Origin of the sequence: Lentzea sp. NBRC 105346, assembly GCF_030269605.1 — a bacterium.
GTDB lineage: Bacteria > Actinomycetota > Actinomycetes > Mycobacteriales > Pseudonocardiaceae > Lentzea.
In genome coordinates this window covers 305272-328121 of record NZ_BSTQ01000003.1, presented here as the reverse complement: position 1 = coordinate 328121, position 22850 = coordinate 305272, and the positions used below count along the sequence as shown (strand labels likewise).

17 protein-coding genes are annotated in these 22850 nt (G+C 69.8%); 12 read left to right on the top strand and 5 right to left on the bottom strand.

Translation table 11 applies throughout. The features are described from left to right. The first annotated feature begins 17 nt into the window (after positions 1-17). Positions 18-842 carry a DNA/RNA non-specific endonuclease gene (locus QSK35_RS08955; protein WP_285744125.1) on the top strand — a complete coding sequence of 275 codons (825 nt, stop codon included), beginning with the start codon at positions 18-20 and terminating at the stop codon, positions 840-842. A gap of 49 nt (positions 843-891) precedes the next feature. On the opposite strand, the gene QSK35_RS08950 is transcribed toward QSK35_RS08955, so the two are convergent. Beyond that, a complete protein-coding gene (locus QSK35_RS08950) occupies positions 892-2826 on the bottom strand; it encodes a helicase-associated domain-containing protein (protein ID WP_285744122.1) in 1935 nt (644 codons plus the stop codon). Between the two features lie 86 nt (positions 2827-2912). Here QSK35_RS08950 and QSK35_RS08945 point away from each other — a divergent pair, with 86 nt between their 5' ends. The 4 genes from QSK35_RS08945 (at position 2913) to QSK35_RS08930 (ending at position 7104) form a co-directional block, all read left to right on the top strand. Next, positions 2913-3563 (top strand): DUF2461 domain-containing protein, encoded by a 651-nt coding sequence (locus QSK35_RS08945; RefSeq protein ID WP_285744120.1) that lies wholly within the window; start codon positions 2913-2915, stop codon positions 3561-3563. 119 nt (positions 3564-3682) lie between these two features. Further along, positions 3683-5107, top strand: a complete 1425-nt coding sequence (gene pyk, locus QSK35_RS08940; protein WP_285744119.1) for a pyruvate kinase — start codon at positions 3683-3685, stop codon at positions 5105-5107. A gap of 8 nt (positions 5108-5115) precedes the next feature. Next, positions 5116-6021 (top strand): acyl-CoA thioesterase II, encoded by a 906-nt coding sequence (tesB, locus tag QSK35_RS08935; protein WP_285744117.1) that lies wholly within the window; start codon positions 5116-5118, stop codon positions 6019-6021. Between the two features lie 42 nt (positions 6022-6063). Beyond that, positions 6064-7104, top strand: coding sequence for a glycosyltransferase (locus QSK35_RS08930; RefSeq protein WP_285744115.1), 1041 nt, complete (start codon positions 6064-6066; stop codon positions 7102-7104). 60 nt (positions 7105-7164) lie between these two features. Here the strand turns inward: QSK35_RS08930 and QSK35_RS08925 are convergent, their stop codons facing one another. Then, complete coding sequence (locus QSK35_RS08925) at positions 7165-7677, bottom strand: Lrp/AsnC family transcriptional regulator (RefSeq protein ID WP_285744112.1); 513 nt, start codon at positions 7675-7677, stop codon at positions 7165-7167. A gap of 58 nt (positions 7678-7735) precedes the next feature. On the opposite strand from QSK35_RS08925, the gene QSK35_RS08920 reads away from it, so the two are divergent. Further along, complete coding sequence (locus QSK35_RS08920) at positions 7736-8332, top strand: LysE family translocator (protein WP_285744110.1); 597 nt, start codon at positions 7736-7738, stop codon at positions 8330-8332. Here the strand turns inward: QSK35_RS08920 and QSK35_RS08915 are convergent. Next, on the bottom strand, positions 8329-8619 hold the full coding sequence (locus QSK35_RS08915) for a DUF2218 domain-containing protein (RefSeq protein WP_285744108.1): 291 nt from the start codon (positions 8617-8619) through the stop codon (positions 8329-8331). The two genes, QSK35_RS08920 and QSK35_RS08915, sit on opposite strands and share 4 nt — an antisense overlap. Before the next feature lie 81 nt (positions 8620-8700). Between QSK35_RS08915 and gnd the strand changes: the two genes are divergently transcribed. Together gnd and dacB are read left to right on the top strand one after the other, a co-directional pair. Then, positions 8701-10131 carry an NADP-dependent phosphogluconate dehydrogenase gene (gene gnd / locus QSK35_RS08910; RefSeq protein WP_285744106.1) on the top strand — a complete coding sequence of 477 codons (1431 nt, stop codon included), beginning with the start codon at positions 8701-8703 and terminating at the stop codon, positions 10129-10131. Beyond that, the gene (gene dacB / locus QSK35_RS08905) at positions 10128-11609 is read left to right on the top strand and encodes a D-alanyl-D-alanine carboxypeptidase/D-alanyl-D-alanine endopeptidase (RefSeq protein ID WP_285744104.1); all 1482 of its coding nucleotides are present in this window, start codon (positions 10128-10130) and stop codon (positions 11607-11609) included. Before gnd ends, dacB begins: the two co-directional genes overlap by 4 nt. A gap of 57 nt (positions 11610-11666) precedes the next feature. On the opposite strand, the gene QSK35_RS08900 is transcribed toward dacB, so the two are convergent. Together QSK35_RS08900 and QSK35_RS08895 are read right to left on the bottom strand one after the other, a co-directional pair. Next, positions 11667-13889: a SulP family inorganic anion transporter gene (locus QSK35_RS08900; protein ID WP_285744102.1), complete on the bottom strand. Its 2223-nt coding sequence runs from the start codon at positions 13887-13889 to the stop codon at positions 11667-11669. A gap of 235 nt (positions 13890-14124) precedes the next feature. Further along, positions 14125-14457, bottom strand: a complete 333-nt coding sequence (locus QSK35_RS08895) for a hypothetical protein (protein ID WP_285744100.1) — start codon at positions 14455-14457, stop codon at positions 14125-14127. Positions 14458-14605: 148 nt separating this feature from the next. Between QSK35_RS08895 and QSK35_RS08890 the strand changes: the two genes are divergently transcribed. From QSK35_RS08890 to QSK35_RS08875, 4 genes are all read left to right on the top strand, one after another. Beyond that, positions 14606-15466, top strand: coding sequence for a helix-turn-helix domain-containing protein (locus QSK35_RS08890; protein WP_285744098.1), 861 nt, complete (start codon positions 14606-14608; stop codon positions 15464-15466). A gap of 6 nt (positions 15467-15472) precedes the next feature. Further along, entirely contained in the window at positions 15473-15667 is a 195-nt protein-coding gene (locus QSK35_RS08885; RefSeq protein ID WP_285744097.1) for a DUF397 domain-containing protein, read from the top strand. Between the two features lie 1038 nt (positions 15668-16705). Beyond that, positions 16706-19549 carry an AfsR/SARP family transcriptional regulator gene (locus QSK35_RS08880; RefSeq protein WP_285744096.1) on the top strand — a complete coding sequence of 948 codons (2844 nt, stop codon included), beginning with the start codon at positions 16706-16708 and terminating at the stop codon, positions 19547-19549. A gap of 257 nt (positions 19550-19806) precedes the next feature. After that, entirely contained in the window at positions 19807-22776 is a 2970-nt protein-coding gene (locus QSK35_RS08875; protein WP_285744094.1) for a helix-turn-helix transcriptional regulator, read from the top strand. Positions 22777-22850: the final 74 nt, after the last annotated feature.

The window sequence follows — 22850 nt, the reverse complement described above, 5'->3', positions numbered from 1 at the left end:
CAGCCAAGGGGGCGACCATGACCAGCACTGTGTTGAAAACCGGATTCGACAGCGAGTTCCTCGGTACCACCACCGGAATCCCGGAGCTCTCCGCCGCCAAGAAGGCCGACGCGGTCGTCGTCGACGGCAGCGAAGTGATCGACTACACCCACTTCTCGCTCACCCTGAGCCGGACGCGCAAGTTCGCGATCTGGGTGGCGTGGAACGTCGACGGGGGCGCGCTCAAGGCGTTGAGCCGCAGCAACATCCCGTTCGTCAAGGACCCGCGGGTGCCGGACGAGTTCCAGGTCGGTGACGAGCTGTACCGCGACAACCGGCTCGACCGCGGGCACATCGCGCGGCGCGCGGACCTGTGCTGGGGTGCGGCGGCGCAGGCGAAGAAGGCGAACCGGGACTCGTTCTTCTTCACCAACATCACGCCGCAGATGGACGACTTCAACCAGAGCACCAAGCAGGGCCTGTGGGGGCGGCTCGAGGACGCGGTGCTGGCGGACGTCGACGTGGACGACCTGAAGATCAGCGTCTACGGCGGCCCGGTGTTCAACGCCGACGACCGGGTGTTCCGCGGGGTCGCGATCCCGCGCGAGTTCTGGAAGGTCATCGCGTTCGTGGTCGACGACCGGCTGCACGCCAGCGCGTTCCTGCTGACCCAGAACCTGGTGCTCGCCGAGGCGCTCGACCTCGACGAGTTCCGCACGTTCCAGGTGGCGCTGACCGAGATCGAGGCCCGGACCGGGTTCACCTTCCCGGACGCGCTGAAGGCCGCGGACACCGTCGGCGTTCAGCTCCTCGAACAGGTCGAGCGGCAGCCGCTGGACAGCCTGTCCGACATCCGCTGGTGACATGGGGGAGCTTTCCAAGCGCTGACCGCTTGGAAAGCTCCCCCCATAGCTATTCGGCCGGGACGCTCACCTTCCGGATGTGACTGACGAGGAAGTCCCGTGCGTCGCCGCCGGGTTCGATCTGGGCGGTGAGGTTGCCCGCGGCGTGCGTGACCGGCGTGATCACGTGCTGGACCGTCCGGCGCGGCCCGTTGGCGTAGCGGATCTCCACTCTCGAAGACGTCACGAGCGCCTCGGCCAGCAGCAGCACCTCGGCGTCCGCCAGGAAGATCGACTGGTCGCGCAACAGCCGGGCGTTGCTCAGCCGGGGCGACTCGCGTGTGGCCGGCGGAGGGCGTTCCTGCTCGACGAGCCGCGTCGCGAGCTTGGTGATCTCCTCGTCGGTCAGCTCCCGGTGCCACGACCGGTCGCCGCTGGGCCGCGGTCCGCGCCCGCTCGCCCGTTCCGGCTCGACTCGCTCCACAATGGACTGACCCTGCGCGTCGACGTTCGTTGGCGCGTATCCCGCCGCGCGCAGTGCGGCGAGCGTGTCCGGCACGGGTTTCGCCGACGCCAGCACGGTCGGCGAGAGGAAGCGCAACCCCAGTGTCTGCAGCGAACGATGGCGGGTGATCTCGGCCAGCAACGGGTCCTCGCCGCGCACACAGCAGCCGACCGCGGTCACGGTCAGCTGACCGTGCCGCCGCGCGACGTCGCGCACGAGGTGCGCCAGCGGTTGCGGAACCTCGCCGACGTCGCCGAGGTCGGCCAGCACCTCGTCCGCCGTCATGCCGATGTCCAGCGCCCGCCGCACGCTCGCCGGAGAGAACCGCCAGATCGACGCGATGTCGCGTTTCTCGGCGTCCGCAACGAGATCGAGCAACGCGCTGAGCTCCGCGGCCGGCACCCCGTTCACCACGGCCGTGAGGTCCGCCTGGAACTTGGCCGTGCGGCTCGCCTCCGGGAAGAGGCGCTCCGCGAGGTCGCCGAGCTCCTCATCGGTGGCTTTCCCGAGCTCGGTCAGCGCACCACGGGCGATCAGTCCCAGCGACTCGGCCTCCGCGATGGCCGCCGCGGTGGCGAGCCCGTCGTGCAGCGCGGGCCGCAGCCACGTGAGCTCCTCGGTCACCTCACGGGTGTCCGCCGCGGCCTGTCCGTCCGGGATCCCGGCGAACCGCTCGACGACCGCCCTGCGGATCAACGCACCCTGGTCGCCGGGGTGGTCGAGCAACGCCGACCGCGGTTTGTCCGTCGCGGGCTGCCAGTTCATCCGCCGCCACGCCGGGACGAGCGCCGCGAGCCGGCGTCCGGGATGCGCTTGGCGCCACTCGTCGCCCTTGGCGGTCGGCAGTAACCGGTCCTGGTGGCTCGCGATGCCCAGCAGCTGCGCCTCGACCGCGAGCTCTAGCCAGAACCGGATCTCGGTCTCACTCGCCTGCATCGCGGTGGCGGCCCGGCGCACCTCGCGCGTCCCCACGCCACCGCTGTACCGGCGGGCACCGAACGGCTCGGCGACGCAGTGCTCCACCAGCCGCGTCACACCATCCACTGTGGACAGTGCGGCGGCGACGCCGCTCGCATGCTCGTCGTCCTTCAGTTCCGGCTTCGGCGGGCGGGGCGTGATCCGCCCCTTCGCGGCGCCTTCCGCCTTGAGCGAGTTGACCATCCGCAACGTGCCGTCGTCCGGCCACACGAGCGCCCGCGCGCTCAGCTCCGCCAGCGCGCGCTCGAACTCCTCGGCCGGGCAGTCCAGCATCCGGCACACGGTGTCCTGTGCGGCGTGCTCGCCGAGGCTCACGACGGCGCCGAGCACGTCCAGCGCGCCCTGGTCGAGGGTGGCGACGGCGGCGCGGACGGAGTCCGGGGCGGTGAGCTCTTCGGCGAGGTCCTTCAACGACCTCAGATACCGGTCCGCGACGTCGCGCCGGTGCAGCAGGAGTGCGGTGACCTCATCGGGTTCGAGACGGAGCAGCCAGGTCGCGAGCGTGGTTTTCCGGCGTCCCATGTCATCCGAGTATGGCCAAACGATCTTTCCGAAGACACGATGTCCACCCGATGGGTGAAGGCCATCCGTGCTCGTAGGCTTTGTGGGTGACGTTCACGGGCTTCGGCGAGTACGCCATCGACTTCTTCGACGGCTTGGAACAGGACAACTCCAAGGCGTACTGGGACGACAACAAGGAGACCTACCAGCGGGACGTTCGGGCGCCCATGGAGGCTCTGCTGGCGGACCTGGCCGACGAGTTCGGGCCGGGCAAGGTGTTCCGGCCCTACCGGGACGTCCGGTTCAGCAAGGACAAGACGCCGTACAAGAACCACTGTGGTGGCGTGGTCGAGGCCGGGCGCGGTGGTGGCGCGTACTACGTCCAGGTCGGTCCGGCCGGGATGCTCGTCGGTGGCGGGTCCTTCGCGATGGCGTCCGATCAGGTCGCCAGGTACCGGACGGCGGTCGCCGAGGAGATCCACGGAGAGGCGTTGCGCAAGATCATCGCCAAGCTCGTCAAGGCGGGGTGGACTCTGGCGGGGGAGCAGCTGAAGTCGAAGCCCCGTGGGTTCGACGCGGACCACCCGCGGATCGATCTGCTCCGGCACAAGTCCATCTACGTTCACCGTACGTGGCCGCCCGATGACGCTCTGCACGAGCGCAAGTGCATCGACCGGGTGCGCAAGGCGTGGCGGCAGGTGCGGGACTTCAACGAGTGGTGCGCCGATCACGTGGGCGTGTCCGAGGGCAAATGGTGAACGCTGAGCGACACTCCGGCCACTAACCGAAGGATTCTCCGCGACCTCGCCCGAATGTTCGAAGATTACCGCCGGGTAGTTCGGGATCGGTCCAGCAACGGGGACTAGTCTCTGCAGACGTGAGTCGACGCGCAAAGATCGTCTGTACCCTCGGGCCGGCCACGGGCACCCCGGAAAAGGTGCGTGACCTGGTAGCGGCCGGTATGGACGTCGCCCGGATGAACTTCAGTCACGGCAGCCACGCTGACCACAAGCAGGTCTACGACATGGTCCGCGCGGCAGCGGACGAGTCGGGCCGCGCGGTGGGCATCCTGGCCGACCTGCAGGGGCCGAAGATCCGCCTCGGGCGGTTCGCCGCGGGTCCTGTCGACTGGAACACCGGTGACATCGTCCGGATCACCGTCGAGGACGTCGAGGGCACGCACGACCGCGTGTCGACGACGTACAAGGAGCTCGCGAAGGACGCCAAGGTCGGCGACCGGCTCCTCGTGGACGACGGCAAGGTCGGTCTGGTCGTCATCGACGTCGAGGGCTCCGACGTGGTCGCAGAGGTCACCGAGGGTGGCCCGGTCAGCAACAACAAGGGCCTCAGCCTGCCCGGCATGGACGTGTCCGTGCCGGCGCTCAGCGAGAAGGACATCGAGGACCTGGAGTTCGCGCTCCACCTCGGCGTGGACTTCATCGCCCTGTCCTTCGTGCGCTCGCCCGCGGACATCGACCTGGTGCACCAGGTGATGGACCGCGTGGGCCGGGGCCGCCTGCCGGTCATCGCCAAGATCGAGAAGCCGGAGGCGGTCGACAACCTCGAGGCGATCGTGCTGGCGTTCGACGGCGTGATGGTCGCCCGCGGTGACCTGGGCGTCGAGCTGCCGCTGGAGCACGTGCCGCTGGTGCAGAAGCGCGCGATCCAGATCGCCCGCGAGAACGCCAAGCCGGTCATCGTCGCGACGCAGATGCTCGACTCGATGATCGTCAACTCGCGGCCGACCCGCGCCGAGACGTCCGACGTGGCGAACGCGGTGCTGGACGGCGCGGACGCGCTGATGCTGTCCGGTGAGACGTCCGTCGGCCGGTACGCGATCGAGTCCGTCCAGACGATGGGCCGGATCATCGAGGCCGTCGAGACCGAGTCCACTGTGGTCCCGCCGCTGACGCACGTCCCGCGCACCAAGCGCGGCGTGATCTCCTACGCGGCCCGCGACATCGGTGAGCGGCTGAACGCCAAGGCCCTGGTGGCGTTCACGCAGTCCGGCGACACGGTCCGTCGCCTCGCCCGCCTCCACACGCACCTGCCGCTGCTGGCGTTCACGCCGGAGCCGAGCGTGCGGTCTCAGCTGGCGCTGACGTGGGGCACCGAGACGTTCCTCGTGCCGAGGGTCAACTCGACCGACGAGATGGTCCGCCAGGTGGACTCGTCCATGCTGGCGATCGGGCGCTACCAGGCGGGTGATCTGATGGTGGTCGTGGCAGGCTCACCGCCTGGCACCATCGGTTCGACGAACCTCATCCGGGTCCACCGGCTCGGCGAGGAAGACCACGCATAGGAGTACCCGTGACAGAGGTGGCCCGTGCGGCTGCGTCGGTTCCGAGTGGACTGAACGGCCAGCCCGCGTTGAACGACCTGGTCGCCCTGTTGGACCTCGAGAAGATCGAGGAGAACATCTTCCGCGGCGTGAGCCCCGCCGAGTCGCCGGTGCGCGTCTTCGGCGGGCAGGTCGCGGGCCAGGCGCTCGTGGCGGCGGGACGGACCGTCCCGCCGGAGCGCCGGGTCCACTCGCTGCACTCGTACTTCATCCGCGGCGGCGACCCGCGCGTGCCGATCGTGTACGAGGTGGACCGCATCCGCGACGGCCGCTCGTTCACCACGCGCCGCGTCGTGGCGGTCCAGCACGGCAAGGCGATCTTCGCTCTGTCGGCCTCGTTCCAGGTCGACGAGGAGGGCATCGAGCACGCCGACGAGATGCCTGACGTGCCCGATCCCGAGACACTGCCGACGTGGGGCGAGTCGCTCGTCGGGTACACGGACAAGCTCGTCTCGTCCCGCTTCCCGCGCCCGATCGACGTCCGGTACGTGACCCAGCCACCGTGGACGCTGCGCGAGGACGGCCCCTCGCCCGCGCGCTCGCAGGTGTGGATGCGCGCCGACGGCCTGCTGCCGTCCGACGAGCTGCTGCACGTGTGCGTGCTCGCCTACGCGTCCGACCTGACGCTGCTCGACGCGGTGCTCGTGCGGCACGGCGTGTACTGGGGCCTGGACAAGGTGCTCGGCGCGTCGCTGGACCACGCGATGTGGTTCCACCGCCGGTTCCGTGCCGACGAATGGTTCCTCTACGACTGCGAGTCCCCATCGGCTTCGGGCAACCGCGGTCTCGCGACCGGCCGGTTCTTCTCGCGCGACGGCCGTCTCGTCGCGACGGTCGTGCAGGAGGGACTCGTCCGGGTGCTGCGGCCGAACTGAGATCACAGCGCTTTTTCCCTGCTGGCTCAGTACTTTCGGGTCGTGCGCATTCTTTTCACGGCACTGGGCAGGCACGGGCACATCAACCCGCTGCTGCCGCTCGCCGTCGCCGCGCTCCGCGCCGGGCACGAGGTGACGTTCGCGACCACGGCGGACCACCTGCCGCGGCTGCGTTCGTCGGGTCTCTCCGTGGCCATCGCCGGCGTGCCGTCCGGTTCCCTTGCCGGTTCAGCTGCCGATGTGTTCGGTTCGCTACTGCCACAACGGGTGGTGGCCGACCTGGAACCGGTGCTGGCGTCGGTCAAACCGGAGCTCGTCATCTGCGACGTCGCCAACCCCGGCGGCGCGTTCGCCGCGCGGCTCGCCGGGATTCCGGTGCTGGCGCACGGTTTCGGCCGCGTGCCGCAGACTTCGTCGATCACTTCGCTGCAGTCGTCTTATGCGGCGTCGTTGGGGTTGGCGTTCGACGGTGCGTCTTCGGTCGGTGATGCGTTCATCGACATCTGCCCGGCATCGGTGCAGGATCCCGGCTTCAAGGCGGCCACCCACCGCGTGCCGCTGCGTCCCGTCGCGTGGGCCGAGCCGGGCGGGCTGCCGCCGCTGCGGTTGCCGCTCGTTTATCTGACCCTCGGGTCCGTTTCTCTGCTGCGTTCGGCCATCGACGGGCTGTCCCGGCTGCCGCTGCAGGTGCTCGTCGCGGCCGGACACGTCGACGATGTGGGTGCCGTGCCTTCGAACGTGCGTCTGGAGTCGTGGGTGCCGCAGGCCGAGCTGCTGCAGCACGCCGATCTCGTCGTGCACCACGGGGGTTCCGCGAGCACGCTCGGCGCTTTCGCCGCCGGTGTGCCGCAACTGGTGCTGCCTCTGGACGCCGACCACTTCGCCAACGCCGAGGCCGTGCTCGTGGCCGGGGCGGGGGAGCGGCTGCTGTCCGAGGAGATCACCGCCGACGCCGTGTACTCCGCGGCCGCGCGGCTGCTGGCCGACGAGGCCGTGGAGGCGGCCGCGCGCTGCATGGCGCAGGAGGTCTCGGACATGCCCTCACCCGACGACCTGGCGGCCCGCCTCCCCGAATACGCCTAGGAGTGCCGTTATGGCCACCTTTACGGACCTCAGGTCCGTAAAGGTGGCCATAACGGCACCTCAGGAGTCGACACGGCGGCGGCGGTGGGTGGGGCGCAGGTTTGCCGGTGGCGTCAGCGCCCGAGTCTCGACGCGCTCCAGAACCACCGCCGAAGTCAGGTTTCGCACCTCGGTCCGCGAGGCCAGCTTGTCCACCAGGAACGCCTGCAGGTGCGCCGAGTCGGCCACCGCGATGTGGATCAGGAAGTCCGCGTTCCCGCTCACGTGAAAGATCGACCGAGTCTCCGGCTGCGCCATCACGAACGCGCGGAAAGCCGTGGTCACGGGCCGGTTGTGCGGCCGCACGTTGACGCTCACGACGGCCTCCAGCGGCAGGCCCGTCGTGGCCGGGTCGACCACCGCGTGGCACCCGGTGATCACGCCCAGCTCACGCAGCCGGCGCACCCGTTGCAGACACGTCGAAGGTGCCAGGCCGACGATCTCCGCGAGGGTCCGGTTCGGGATCGTCGCGTCGTTCTGCAACTCCTCCAGGATGTGCCAGTCGACCGAATCCAGTTCGGCTACTTCTTTCACAACCGAACATCGTACCGGCGACGTGGAATCGCGCCGAACAACAGCAGATCATCAGCGCGTGCACATCGCCTGGACGTCCTTCCTGCTCGCGCTCGTGGTAATCACGATCGTGCCCGGTCCCGACTTCGTGCTGATCACGGGCAATGCCGTCAAAAGCCTGCGCCTCGGCACACTCGCCGCGCTCGGCGTCGTGACCGGTCTGCTGGTGCACGCCACGCTCGCGACGATCGGCCTCTCAGCACTCGTTGTGGCCGTGCCGGCGGCGCTGTTCGCGGTGAAGGCGGTCGGCGCCATCTACCTTGGATATCTCGGCGTGATGACGCTGAAGGCCGCCAAGGGTCCACAGCAGACGGTTGAACACACCGAACGTGGTGTCTTCCTGCGCGGCGTGCTGTGCGACCTGTTGAACCCCAAGGTGATGCTGACGTTCCTCAGCCTCATCCCGCAGGCGATGGACCCGAACGCGAGCCCGTTGCCGCAGGCGGCGCTCCTCAGTGGCGTCACGGTCGGTGTCTTCGCGCTCTTCTGGGTGATCGTCGTGCCGCTGGCGCGTCAGCTCAGCGTGCTGCTGGCCAGGCCGAAGGCGCGCAAGGTGTTCGAGCGGGTCTGCGGGACCGCTCTCATCGGCATGGCCGCCTCGGTGATGGCCGCCTAAGCCGACCAGACGACAGTGAGCTCGTCGCGGGTGCCGAACCGCACGAGGTGGCGTTCGACAACGTCGCGCAACTGCGCCAGAGAGTCCTGGTCGGCCGCGGTCACACGCAGGCCGAGCGCACCCGGTTCAACCGAGAACTCGGCCGTTCCCGCGGTGAACTCGACGTAGCCCTTGCCGTCCTCCCACCCTCCCGGCCGATCCTTGGCCGTGAAGTGCTTGACCAGCTGAGATCCGTAGCGCTCGGGCCGGTCGGTGGCGGCGGACCCGGTGCTGGTGAAGGTGCTCATAAGGCAACCCTAACTCGATCGTGCCTAAGAACTCCCTGTGACTTCTCGCGAACTCACACCGGGCGCGGCAAGCTGTGCCGCATGACTACGGAAGGCACGGCGCGCATCGCCGTTACCGGACTCGCCACGATGGGCAGCAACCTGGCGCGCAACCTCGCGCGGCACGGGTTCCGGGTGGCCGTCCACAACCGGACCCCAACGCGCACGAAGGCGTTGATCGAAGAGCACGGGCACGAGGGTGACTTCGTCGCGGCGGAGACGGTCGAGGAGCTCGTCGCGAGCCTGCAGAAGCCACGCCAGATCATCATCATGGTCAAGGCGGGAGGGCCGACGGACGCCGTCATCGACGAGCTGGCCGCGGCGCTGGAGCCGGGCGACATGATCATCGACGGCGGCAACGCGCACTACGCGGACACGCGCCGCCGCGAGAAGGCGCTGCGCGAGAAGGGCCTGCACTTCGTCGGTGCGGGCATCTCCGGTGGTGAAGAGGGCGCGCTGAACGGGCCGAGCATCATGCCGGGCGGACCCGCCGAGTCGTACGTGCACGTCGGCCCGGTGTTCGAGGAGATCGCCGCGAAGGTCGATGGGCAGCCGTGCTGCGTGCACGTCGGGCCGGACGGCGCGGGCCACTTCGTGAAGATGGTGCACAACGGCATCGAGTACGCCGACATGCAGCTCATCGCCGAGGCCTACGACCTGCTCAACCGGGTCGGCGGGCAGTCGCCGGCGCAGATCGCCGAGGTCTTCAAGCAGTGGAACACCGGCGACCTCGAGTCGTACCTCGTGGAGATCACCGCCGAGGTGCTCGCGCACAACTCCGGCGACCGGCCGCTGGTCGACGTCATCGAGGACGCGGCCGAGCAGAAGGGCACCGGCCGCTGGACCGTCCAGGAGGCGCTCGAGCTGGGTGTGCCGGTCACCGGCATCGCCGAGGCCGTCTTCGCGCGGTCGCTGTCCGGCCACACCGACCAGCGCAAGGCCGTGCGGGACGCGTTCGGCGCGTCCGAGGTCGTCGCGAAGCCCGACGAGCAGCTCGTCGAGGACGTGCGGCAGGCGCTGTACGCGTCCAAGGTCGTCGCGTACGCGCAGGGCTTCGACATGATCCGCGAGGCGTCGAAGAACTACGACTGGAACATCGACCTCGGTGCCATGGCGACGATCTGGCGTGGCGGCTGCATCATCCGCGCGCGGTTCCTGAACCGGATCCGCGAGGCGTACGACGCGAACGCCGACCTGCCGTCGCTGCTCGTCGACGGGTACTTCCGCGACGCGGTCAAGGCGGCGGAGGAGGCGTGGCGCCGCGTGGTGGTGCGCGCGGTCGAGGCTGGGGTGCCGACGCCGGGCTTCGTGTCCGCGCTCGCCTACTACGACGGTCTGCGGTCCGAGCGCCTGCCCGCGTCGCTGGTGCAGGGGCTGCGCGACTTCTTCGGTGCGCACACCTACCGCCGCGTGGACAAGCCGGGCAGCTTCCACACGCTGTGGTCCGGTGACCGCTCGGAGATCGAGGCGTGAGACGAGGCTTACTCCTCGCTCTCGCAGGTCTTCTGCTCGTCCCGGGCGGCGGCGGTGCCGTCGCCCAGGACGGCGACCCGCTGGGGCAGGACCTCTCCGCGATCCTCGCCGACACCCGGCTGAAGAACGCGCAGGCCGGGCTCGTCGTCCGGGACGCGACGTCGGGGGAGGTCGTGTTCAGCAGTTCGAGCGGGCGCCGCATGCAGCCCGCGTCCAACCTCAAGATGCTCACGACGGCCCTGGCGCTGGAGACGCTGGGGCCGGATTTCCGCTGGCGCACCGACGTGCTGACCGACGGTTCGCGCGCTGGGGATACGTTGCAAGGCAACGTGTACCTGCGCGGAACCGGTGACCCGACGATGGCCGCCAAGCACTACCAGGATCTCGCGGTCATGCTGGCGGCCGGTGGAATCCGCGTCGTGACCGGTTCGCTGGTCGTCGACGACACGGCGTTCGACCAGGTGCCGTACGCGCTCGGCTGGGCGTGGGACGACGAACCCTATGCGTACAACGCGGAGACATCGGCGTTGACGCTGTCGCCGGACGCGGCGTTCAGCGCGGGCACGATCCTGGTGAAGGTGCGGCCTTCCGTTGCCGGGCAACCGGTCCGGGTCGAGCTGGACCCGCCCAACACGCACGTGCAGGTGGTGAACACGGCGGTCACCGGGCCGGGGTCGGTCAGCGTGCTGCGCGACCACGGGACGAACGTGATCCGCGTCAGCGGCGCGACCTCCGGTGGCCGCGACGTGCTGGCTACCGTGCACGACCCGAGCGGGCTCGTCGCCAACGTGTTCCGCAAGGCGTTGGCCGCCAACGGTGTCGCTGTGCAGGGTGGCACTGTTGCCGGGGCTACGCCGGCGTCGGCCGTGCAGGCGGCGCACCGCGACTCGATGCCGTTGCGCGAGCTGATCGTGCCGTTGCTCAAGGCCAGCAACAACATGCTGACCGAGGTGCTGGTGAAGACCGCGGGCAAGTCGTGGCACGGCGGTCTCGCGGCGTTGCGGCCGAAGCTCGCCGCGCTCGGGATCAACCCCGCCGAGCTGTACGTCGAGGACGGTTCGGGTCTGTCCAGAATGGACCAGATCTCGCCGGACCAGCTGGCGTCGCTGCTCGTCGCGGCACGGTCGAAGCCGTGGTTCTCCACGTGGTACGAGGCGTTCCCGATCGCCGGACGCGACGGCACGCTCGTCAACCGCATGAAGAGCACTCCGGCCGAGGGCAACGTGCACGCCAAGACCGGTTCGATGACCGGCGTGACGGCGCTCTCCGGCTACGTCACTTCCGCGGACGGTCGCCAGTTCGTGTTCTCCTTGGTGCAGAACAATTTCATCGGTAACGCACCGAAGGATCTGGAGGATCGCGTGGCGATCCGCTTGGCGTCGGACGTGAAGGGGCAACAGGTGATGACGACCATGGTCGCGCCACCGCCCGCGTCCCAGCGCACCGACGTCGAGTGCACCTGGATCCAGGCCTGCTGAGTTGCTATGGGGGGAGCTTTCCAAGCGGTCAGTGCTTGGAAAGCTCCCCCCATAGCGTCAGTGGGCGGGTTCCGGGACCGGCTCCAGGCCGTTGCGGTCCGGGTTCACCAGGTAGACCCGCGCCTGGGAAATGTCGAAGTACATCCCGACAAGGGTGAGTGAGCCCGCGGCGATCGCCTCCCGGACGCTCGGGTAACCGAGCAGGTTGTCCAGCTGCTGCGCCACGTTGGCGACCGACAACCGGTCCGCGACGGGCAGGTCCGCGCAGCCCGGCGCCGACGGCTCGTGGAACCGGATCAGCGACGGCTCGGCGTTGCGCAGCCACGAGTGCAGGTGCGACCCGCGTCCGGCGGATCCCTGCACCAGCGCCTTCATCGCGCCGCAGTCGGAGTGTCCACACACGACGATCGACGAGACGCCCAGTACCTCGACCGCGTACTCGATCGCGGCGCCGACCGACCGGTCGTCGGAGGAGTGCGTGGGCACGAGGTTGCCGATGTTGCGCACGCAGAACAGGTCACCCGGACCGGACGTGGTGATCAGGTTCGGCACCACGCGTGAGTCGGCGCACGTGACGAACAGCTGCTGCGGCCGTTGGCCCCGCGCGGCGAGCTCGGCGAGGAACGGGCGCACCAGTGGTGCCGACCGGCGTTCGAACTCGTGCATACCGACGAGCATCGGGTCGCTCTCGGACCGCTGTGCGGGCAGCGTGAGAGTCGTTCCCTGCCAATGCGACCACGGCGCGAACCAACGCGGCAGCGGTCCGGGCAACGTCTTGCGCCGTCCCGGCTTGCCCTGGTGTGCGCGGTCGTACCAGGTGTCGTGCACCTCGTCGACCTCCACCCGGCCGCCGAGGCGCTCGTAGCCCTCGCGCCAGTCGTTGATCGCCTCGTACGAGGCGTGGTCCAGGTAGTCGACGTGCAGTTCCAACACGACCCGGCGGCCCAGCGGGATGCGCCGCAGCTCGCGCACCAACCGGCCGACGCCCAGGAACACCAGGGAGCCGCGGACGCACACGCGGTCGCCATCGACGCGCACCGAGCAGTGCGTGAGCCGGAACAGCGCGCGCAGCAACGCGATCGCGAGCCCGACCACGACGCCTTCGAGCAGTCCGAAGAAGACGACGCCGAGCACGGTCGCGACGTAGACGATGAACTCCCTGTGCCGCAACAGGGTCCTCATGTGGTCGACGGACACGAGCCGCACACCGACGACGATCAGCACACCCGCCAGCGCGGCGAGCGGGATGAGTTCCAGCACACCGCCGAGCGCGATCACGAACACCGCGATCCAGATCCCGTGCAGCACTGTGGAATACCGGGTCTTCGCGCCCGCGGCGACGTTCGTCGAGCTGCGCGTGATGCCACCGCTGATCGGCAACCCGCCCAGGGCGCCCGCGATGGCGTTGCCCGCGCCCTGCGCGATCAGCTCGCGGTCGAGCTTCGCGCGCGGCCCGTCGTGCAGCTTGTCGACGGCGACGGCGGACAGCAGCGACTCCACGCTCGCGACGAGCGCCACGGTGACGACGGCCGCGATGACGCCGCCGACGCTGCCGCTCGGCATCTGGGGCAGGACGATCAGGCTGAGCGGGTGGCCGGGCAGGTGCACGCGCGCCAGGTCGAGGGCGAGCAGCGCGCTGACCACCGTGCCCGCGCCGACCGCGACCAGCGGCGCCGGGATGAGCGACGAGCGCGGAATCCGTGGCCACAACAGCATCACCGCGATGGTGATGGTTCCGGCGACCACCGATCCGATGTGCGTGCTGCCGAGCTCGGCGGGCAGGCGCCGCAGGTTCTCCAGCACCGAGCTGGACGCCGTGCCGCCGAGCACGACGACGAGCTGCCCGATCGCGATGGAGATGCCGATGCCGGCGAGCATGCCGTGCACGACGGCGGGGGAGAGGGACAGCGCGAGCCGTCCGATGCCGGTGAGCCCCAGCGCGAGCTGCAGCAGCCCGGCGGCGAGGGTGATGGCCGCGGTGGCGGGCCAGCCGTACTCGGCGACGAGGCCGCCGACGATCACGACGAGTCCGGTGGCCGGTCCGCTGACCTGCAGCGGTGCCCCGCTGAGTGCGCCGACCACGACGCCGCCGATGACGGCCGAGACGATGCCGGCGATGAGCGGCGCACCGGTGGCGACCGCGATGCCGAGCGAGAGCGGGATGGAGATCAGGAAGATCACGAACGACGCGGGCAGGTCGTGCTTCAGGAGTGTTCTCGCCGGTGGTCCCGCAGTGGTGTGCTCGTGCGCGTGGGACCTGTTCGGATGCGGGTTGTTCATGCCTGATGCCTTTCTCGGGGTACGCGACAACGCCCTGCAGGAGTGCAGGGCGTGCCGGGGTGAGGGAGTGCTTGCGCTCGTTAAGGCGCTAATAAGGCGCGGTTCGGCACGGGAACACCTCCGTGTCGGTTGAGATACGTGGCCGCGTCGCCGTTGACATCATGACGGGCAAATCGGGCCGAACGCACAAATGTCAGCCGACCGGGGTGATCTTGAACCCGATCGTCACGCCTGGTTAACCGACACTGCGCAGATGCTTGCCGTGCCGTGACTCCTGCTCGCCGAGCATCAGACACAACTGGGCGCCGATGTACGCGCGACAGGGTGCGGGAGCGCGCCGCGACCACCGTCCGCGACGACACGTGGGGCACCGCCCGTTCTCGTCGGGCTGGTGCTGGTCGAGCAGCGCGCGAACGACCGCGACGATGCGCGGCAGCTCGTTGCGGGCGAGGGCGATCGCGGTCTGGTCGTCACCGCGTTGGGCGAGGCTCTCGAGTGTGGAGAGGTGGTCGCGCAACGACCGGTCGAGCTGACGGAAAACGGTCACCGGATGCTCGCCGCTCTCCATGGCGTCTCGCCTCCTCGCAGGGTTTGCCTCTGGCAGCGTGCTGCCCGCGAGAGGTCAACTGCAAGTTGCACTACACGAATGGATGACTTCGCTTTGCCCCGTCTGCCGCAACCACAAAACTGGCCAACGGATCAGTGGGAGGTTCCGGATGCCACGGGGCAGCAGCCCAACCCTGCGCAAGCGCCGGTTGGTCAGCGAACTGCGCCGGCTGCGTGAGGCGGCGCAGCTGACGATCGAGGAGGTGGGCGAACGCCTGGAGTGCTCGGCCTCGAAAATCAGCCGAATCGAAACGGGCCGCGTGGGCGTGACCCCGCGCGACGTCCGCGACATGCTGACCGCCTACGGCGCTTCTTCGGACGTTCTCGAAGAACTGGTCCAACTGGCCAGGGAGGCCCGCCGCAAAGCGTGGTGGGACGAGTTCGGCGACATCGTGCCGGGCCGCTATGTCGGCTTCGAAGCCGACGCCGAAGCCCTGCGTCAGTACCAGGGCCTGATGATCCCGGGCCTGCTCCAGTGCGAGGAGTACACCCGCTCCCTGATCTCCGAAGTGATGCCCTCGGCCACCCCGTCCGAGATCGACCGCCGAGTAGCCCTGCGCACGGCGCGCCAGGCGTTGCTCTACGAGGAAGACCCCCTGCGCCTGCACGTGGTCATCGACGAGGCGGCCCTGCGCCGCCTGGTCGGTGGCGCCCCCGTGATGCGCCGGCAGCTGCAACGGCTGCTGGACGTCGGTGCCCTGCCCAACGTCACCCTGCAGATCGTCCCGTTCAGCGTCGGCGGCCACGCCGCGATGGACGGCCCGTTCGTGATCCTGAGCTTCCCCGAGAACCTGGATCCGGACGTGGTATACATCGAAAGCACTAGGAGTGGCGTCTATTTGGAGCATCCATCGGACGTCCATACGTACGTCGAGATGTTCGAGCGCCTTGTGACGACCGCGTTGGGTCCCGAGGATTCGGCCGTCCTGATCACCGAAGCCGCTCGCACTCTCGCGCGGAACCGGGAGTGAAAGCACGTGGAAAGCCTGAACTGGCGGAAGAGTTCGCGTTCGTCGGCAGCTGGGCCTGACTGTGTTGAGGTCGCCCTCGTTGGTGAGGGTGCTGCGGTTCGTGACTCGAAGAACGCTTGTGGGGACCGGTTGCGGTTCGGCACATCCGGGTGGGTTGGGTTCCTCGCGGCTGCCAAGGCTGGGGGGTTCTCGGCGCGTTGAGCTTCTTTGCGGGGCAGGGGTGAGGCCTCGCGACGCCGTTCTCGGGTGTCGCGAGGCTTTGCTCGTTGCTGGTCGGCTTGCGTTTGTGTTGACGCGGCGGCTTTTGTGGTGGGTTGCGTTGGGTGACGCGGCGGCTTTCGTGCGCGGGGCTCCGCCCCGGACCCCGGCTCAGCTCAAAGAGGGGCCCGGCCGTGGTGTCGTTTCGTAGTGGGTTGCGTTGGGGTGGTGTGCCCCTCCCGTCGCATCGCACCTGAGGCAGCCGCATCCGAGACCCCAGGTCAAGCGAAAAGCGTGCTTGACCTGGGGTCTCGGATGCGGCAGGGCTTCGCCTGCGATGCGACGGGAGGGGCCCACCACCTGGTGGTTGTGCGCGCTGGCGCGCGCGGGTGGGGCGCTCGCTTCGCATCGCGTGTTGCGACCGCACCGAAGGCGACCACGCACCCAGAGTGGGGCGCGTCTGGTGGGCACGTACGGAAGCGATTGGGGCTTGACTTGGGGTGCGGTGTGGTAGCCCTTGTTGGGCCGGCAGATCGTGCATCTGCCGGCGGAGCCGGCCCACCACGCCGCGAGGGGCCCCAAGTCAAGCCCCAATCGCACGCGCGAAGCGCGTCCCGGAAGACGCAGCGCCTCACGACACCGGCAGCCGACAAAAGGCGACCACGCACGAAACCGGCAGCCAAAGACCACGCAACCGGCAGCCGAGCAAAGACAAAGCAAGACAGAAAGCAAGACAAGACGAAGGCCCCGCCCGGTGGGAGGGGCGGGGCCTTCGACAGGGGGACGTGAGCCGGCCGGCGTTCCGCCGCCGCGGGCTGGATGCCCCTTGCACGCCGGCCGACCCACGTCGATCATGGAGACGAGCGGTGTTCGCCCGTCTGGCCCAACCCTCCAGGTCCGGATGATCTCAGGTTTTCCGTCGATCTCGCCGTCTGTGGTTGGTTGGACACGCTTAGCGTAAGAATGCGTTCTACAGCACGACTGGAGCCGGACTGAAGTGATCTTCCGGCGAGGTCGGCCCCTGCGGCGAAGGAATGGTCGGTGACGCACGGCGAGGAACCCCTGCGGTTCGAGGTTCTGGGCCTTCTCCGGGTCGTTCGTGCTGGTCACGAGGTTGATCTGGGGGCGGCGAAGCAGCGCGCGGTACTGGCGGTGCTGCTGCTGGCGCGCAACACCCCGGTTAGTCGTGGCCAGATCATCGAGGCGGTCTGGGGTGACAACGAGCCCAGCTCCGCCGTGAACCTGGTCCAGACCTACGTCGCCGGATTGAGACGCGTACTGGAGCCCAGCCGGGCAAGACGTGCTCCGGCCGAGACCCTCACCAGCGTCGGCGACGGGTACCTGTTGCGGGTCGAACCGGGGGCGCTCGACCTCGACGTGTTCGAGCAGCAGGTGGCCGTGGCGCACCGGCTGAGGGCCGCCGGAGACCTGCAGCAGGCGGCGGTCGAGCTCGACGAGGCGCTGGCGTTGTGGCGGGCCGAGCCGCTGGGCGGGTTGAACGGGCTGTTCGCGGACGTCGAGCGTGGGCGGTTGATCGAGCGGCGGCTCGCCGTGCTCGAGGAGCGGGCCGAGTTGGGGCTCGCGATCGGGCAGGGAGCCGAGCTGATCAGCCAGCTCAGTGGGGTCGTCGCCGAGCATCCACTGAGGGAACGCGGGCACGGGCTGCTCATGCGGGCCCTCTGCCAGGCGGGGCGGCAGGCCGAGGCATTGGCGGCGTACCGCGAGGCGCGGCGCGTGTTGATCGACGAGCTCGGCGTGGAGCCGGGGCCGGAGTTGCGGCGTGTGCACCAGGCCGTGCTCGCCGGGGACAGCCCGGAGCCCGAGCGGCCCGCGTTGAAGATCGCGCCGGCCGCGGAACCGCAGCAGGCGCCGGTGACGATTCCGGCTCAGCTGCCGCGCGCGCCGGGCACGTTGATCGGGCGCGACGACGAGCTGGAGCACATGAACGCGCTGCTGCGCAGTCATCCCGGACTGGTCCTCGTGGTCACCGGGCCCGCGGGCGTCGGCAAGACCGCGCTCGCCTCGCACTGGGCGCATCGCGTGCGCGAGGAGTTCCCCGACGGGCAGCTCTACGCCGACCTGCACGGGTACGACCCGAACCGTGAGCCGCTGGAGATCGGCGAGGTGCTCAACGGGTTTCTGCGCGGCCTCGGCGTGCCCGCGGCGGAGATGCCGGTGAGCATCGACGACCGGTCGGCGTTGCTGCGCACGATGCTCGCCGACCGGCGGATGCTCGTGATGCTGGACAACGTCCGGGGCAGCGCCGACCTGTTGCCGTTGCTGCCCGGCGCGCCGAGCTGCGTGATCGTCACGTCACGACGGCGGCTCGTCGGGCTCGTCGCGCAGGTCGAGGCGCGGCTCATCGAGCTGGACATGCTGCATCGCGACGCCGCGGTCGAGGTGCTCGGGCGCATCGCCGGGCGGCTGTCGGACCAGGAGATGCCCGCGCTGCACTCGCTGGCGGAGCTGTGCGACGGCCTGCCGCTCGCGTTGCGCATCGCGGCCGCGCGGCTCGCCGTGTCGCCGAAGCTGCGGGTGGCCGAGCTGGTCGCGGAGCTGCAGGACGAGCATGGCCGGCTCGCCGCGCTGGGCCTGGAGGACGGTGAGGGCACGGTTCGCGCGGCATTGGACGCGTCCCGGCGCGCGCTGTCGCCGACCCCGGCCCGGTTGCTCGCGGTCGTCGGGCTGCACCCCGGTCCCGCACTCACGCCGCACGTGGTCGCCGCGATGGGCGAGGTCGGGCTCGTCGAGGCACAACGCTCCCTCGACGCGTTGACGACCGCGAACCTGCTGACCGTCGCCGAACCGGGCCGCTACGTCGCGCACGACCTGATCCGCGTCTACACCAAGACGCTCGCCGACGAGCTGACCGAGCACGAACGGCACGAGGCGACCGGCCGGATGCTCGACTACTACCTGCACTGCGCCGACATCGCCGACGAACTGCTGCCGCTCAACCGCGGCAGTGTCCACATCGAACCGAAGCACCGCCCGCGGCACGTGCCGACGCTGAGCGGCGCGGCGGACGCGATGGCCTGGTTCGACGCCGAGCGCGGCAACCTGATCGCGGCCGCCGAGCTGGCGTACGCGCAGGACTGGCTCGTGCATGCCTGGCAACTGCCGTACACGCTGAGCCGGTTCTTCTGGCTGCGCACGGAACGCGAGACCTGGTTGCGCAGCACGGAGTCCGCGTTGCAGGCCGCGACGAGACTCGGTGACTCGGACGCGCGGTTCGTCATGTTGTTCAACCTCGGCGTGGCGCTGCTGCAGTTCGAACGGTTCGAGGAAGCCCTTTCCTCACACCGGGAAGCGCTGGAGGTCGCCCGGTCCAAAGGGGACGTTCACCAGCAGGCCCGCGCGCTCACGACGGTCGCGAACACGCTGCAGGACCTCGGCCGCAGCGAGGAGGCCGAGTCGCACTACCGCGAGGCGATGGAGGTCAGCCGCGCCGCCGGGTCGAAGTGGGCCGAGGCGAACGCGCACCACCACCTCGGCCTGCTGTACCTCGCGACGTCGCGGTACGCCGACGCCAAGCCGTGGTTCCGCGTCGCGCTGCGGATGTACCACGAGGTGGGGGAGCAATGCGGTGAGTCGGCGTGCCACGTCGACCTCGCCACGGCGCTGCTGGAGACCGGCGAGTACGACGAGGCGCTGAGCAGCGCCCGCACCGCGCTCGCCGTCGCGTGCGACGCCGTCTCGCCCTACCACCAGGCCCTGGCGCACGACCGGCTCGCGATGGTGTTCGACCGGCTCGGCGCGGCCGGCGCGGTGGCGCACTGGCAGCGCGCGCTGGCGTTGTTCAGCGAGCTCAACGCGCCCGAGGCGGACGAGGTAAGGGGTCGGCTGGCCCGTGCGCGGTCGGTGTCCAGCACGGCGGTGGGCTGAGTAAGGGATCCGGCGAGGGCGGAGTGCGTGACCGTCTGATGTAAGGGGTGTCCCCTCAGGACGACTGTCATCGTCATGAACGAGTGGACGCCCGAAGCGATCAAGGCAGAGATCGACTACCGCCGTGAGGACGCGCTGCGTCACCGCGGGTACACGAGTCTTCGGTCAAGCCGTCAGCCCAGCTGGTGGCACCGAGTGACGCACCGCATCCCGGAGCCTCGAAAAGCAGACCGCGACGCCGCCTGAGGTGTGGAAACATGCCACCTGTGGCGCGCCTGGGGTCCGGAATTCCGCTGGTGGCACGTGGCCGGGAGCTGAACCGGCTGCGTGCCGCCCTTGATCATGCCGATCGGGGCACGGCGGGTGCCGTGCTGCTCGCGGGAGACGCCGGAGTCGGTAAGACGCGCATCGTCGAGGAGCTCGCGAAGTGCGCGGAGGACAAGATCGTCCTCACGGGACGGTGCCTGGACGTCGGCGAGACCGGACTGCCGTACCTGCCGTTCGCCGAGGCGTTGAGCCAGACGAACTCCGACCTCGCCAAGCGGCCCGCGCTGGCGATGCTGATGCCGGGACTCGCGCTGCCCGAGGAGCGGGAGAGCAGCGAGGGCGTGCCGCCGTCGCTCATCCCCGGCCGCAGGCCCGAGCAGGACGTCGGCCAGCTGCAGCTGTTCGACGCGGTGCACGGGCTGCTCACCGAACTCTCCCAGGACCGGACGGTCCTGCTGGTCGTCGAGGACCTGCACTGGGCGGACGCCTCGACGCGCTACCTCTTCTCGTTCCTGTTGTCCCGTCTGCGCAACCAGCGGCTCCTCGTCGTCGGCACGTACCGCAGCGACGACCTGCACCGCAGCCACCCGCTGCGCCCGCTGCTCAGCGAGCTGGTCCGGCTGCCGGCCGTCGACCGCCTGGACCTGTCGCCGTTCAACGCCGCGGACGCCACCGAGTTCGTCCGCCAGCTCACCGACGACCTGCCCGAGGACGTCGTGCGGCAGGTCGCCGAACGCTCCGAGGGCAACGCCTTCTTCGCCGAGGAACTGATCGCCGTCGCGACGTGTGCGCCGGACGGCATGCCGAGCGCCCTCGCCGACGTCCTGCTCAGCCGGATGGAACGCCTCAGCCCCGAGGCGCAGCACGTCGTGCGCGTCGCGAGCGTGCGGGGACGGCGGGTCCGGCACGAACGGCTCAAGGCCGTCACGAACCTCGACGACCTCACCCTCGACGGCGCGATCCGCCAGGCGGTCGAGCAGCACATCCTGGTGGTGGAGGACAACGAGGTCTACTCGTTCCGCCACGCCCTGCTGCGCGAGGCCGTCTACGGCGATCTGCTGCCCGGTGAACGGGTGCGCCTGCACGCCGCGTACGCCAAGCACCTCAAGGAACACCAGGACCTGCGCGGTGCCGCCGCGGCGCTCGCGCACCACAGCCTGGAGAGCCACGACCTGGCGCTCGCGCTGGACGCGTCGATCAAGGCGGCGAAGGAGTCCGAACGGGCGGGCGCACCCGCGGAGTCGTTGCGCTACCTGGAACAGGCGCTGAAACTCTGGGACGCCGTGCCCGAGGCCGATCGTCCGTCCGATGTGGACGAAATGGTGCTGCTGCGCCGCGCGTCGTGGGTCGCGGGCACGGCGGGCCAGCCCGAGCGCGCGATCGCGTTCGCCCGCAGCGGCGCGAAGATCGCGGACCCGGCGAAGGACCCCGAAGAGGCCGCCGAGATGCTCAAGCGGCTGGCCCAGGCGTTGTCCACGGTCGACGGGACCGAGGAGGAGCACTACGAGGTCATCGAGCGTGCGTGGGAGATCATGCGCGACCGCCCGGCCGGTCCGACCAGGTCGCGCGTGCTGAGCGGCCTGTCGTCGGCGCGGCGTTACCAGGGCCGGCTGGAGGAGGCGCTGACGTTCGCCCAGGAGGCCGTCGAGGACGCGCGCGTGCTCGGCACCAAGGGCGCCGAGGCCGACGCGTTGACGTCACTGGGGATCGTCCAGGGCCGGCTCGGCGACGTCGAACGCGCGCGAGCGAACTTCCGGCTGGCGATCGATGTCGCCACGCCGGTCGAAGCGGTCAGCACCGCGCTGCGCGCGTACTACTACCTCGGTCTCGACTACTACGAGCAGGGCGTGCTCGACGAGGCGTCGAAGGTCTTCAAGGAGGCGGGCGAGCGGGCCCGTGACTACGGCCTCGAGTGGAGCACGTTCGGCCTGGAGATCCGGGTGCTCGGGGTGCTGGTGCACTACTACGCGGGCGACTGGGACTACGCCGCGTGGGCCGCGACGCCGCCCGGGATGCAGGTGTCGAGCACCGTGCAGGCCCGGCTGGCCGCCGCCGGCACGCACCTGGCGATCAGCCGGGGCGAGTTCGCCGAGGCGGAGCGGATGATCACCAAACTGCGCAGCGACTGGCACCGCGACATCCAGATCGCGCTGATCACCGGCGGCTCGGGCGCGGAGCTGGCGCTGTGGCGCGGGCGTCCGGAACTGGCCGTGGAACGCGTCGCGGACGCACTGGAATGGGCGCGCAGGCTCGGCGGCGAGTGGTTCCTCGCGGGCATCCGCATCGGCGCGGTCGGCGCCGCCGGGTACTCCGAGATCGCCGCGAAGGCCCGCCGCAAGCGTGATGCGCAGGCCGAGGAGGAGGCGGTCTCCGCCGGCCGGCGGTTGGCGGAGTACGTCCGCACGGTCGCGGAGAAGGGCACGCCGCGCCTGGGTTCGCTGGGGCCCGAGGGCCGCGGCTGGCTCGCGCGGGCCGTGGCCGAGGAGTCGCGGCTTTCCGGCAGTGGCTCCGTCGAGTTGTGGCAGCGGGCCGTCGACGAGTTCGGGTTCGGCTTCGTGTACGAGCAGGCCGTGTGCCGGTGGCGCCTCGCGGAGGCGTTGCTCGGTGCCGACCGCCGGGACGAGGCCGCCGAGCAGCTGCGTCTCGCCGAGGACGTGGCTGTGCGATTGGGGGCGCAACCGCTTGCGTCGGCCGTCGAGCAGACCGCGAAACGGGCACGCATCGCGTTGAAGTCCGACGCTCCGGCGCCTCGGGAGCACCTCGACCTGTTCACGCCGCGGGAGCGGGCGGTGCTCGGGCTGGTGGCGGCGGGGCGGACCAACCGTGAGGTCGGCGAGGAGCTTTACATCAGCGAGAAGACCGTGAGCGTGCACCTGACGCGGATCATGGCGAAGCTGGGGGCGAGCCGGCGGGCTGAGGCCGTGGCGATCGCGTACGACCGCGGGTTGCTCGAGCCGTAGCGGGCGGTGCCACCGGAGTTGTCCACAAGCGGCGAGTTGTCCACAGCCGGCGGCTCGACGCCCCCGAACTGTCG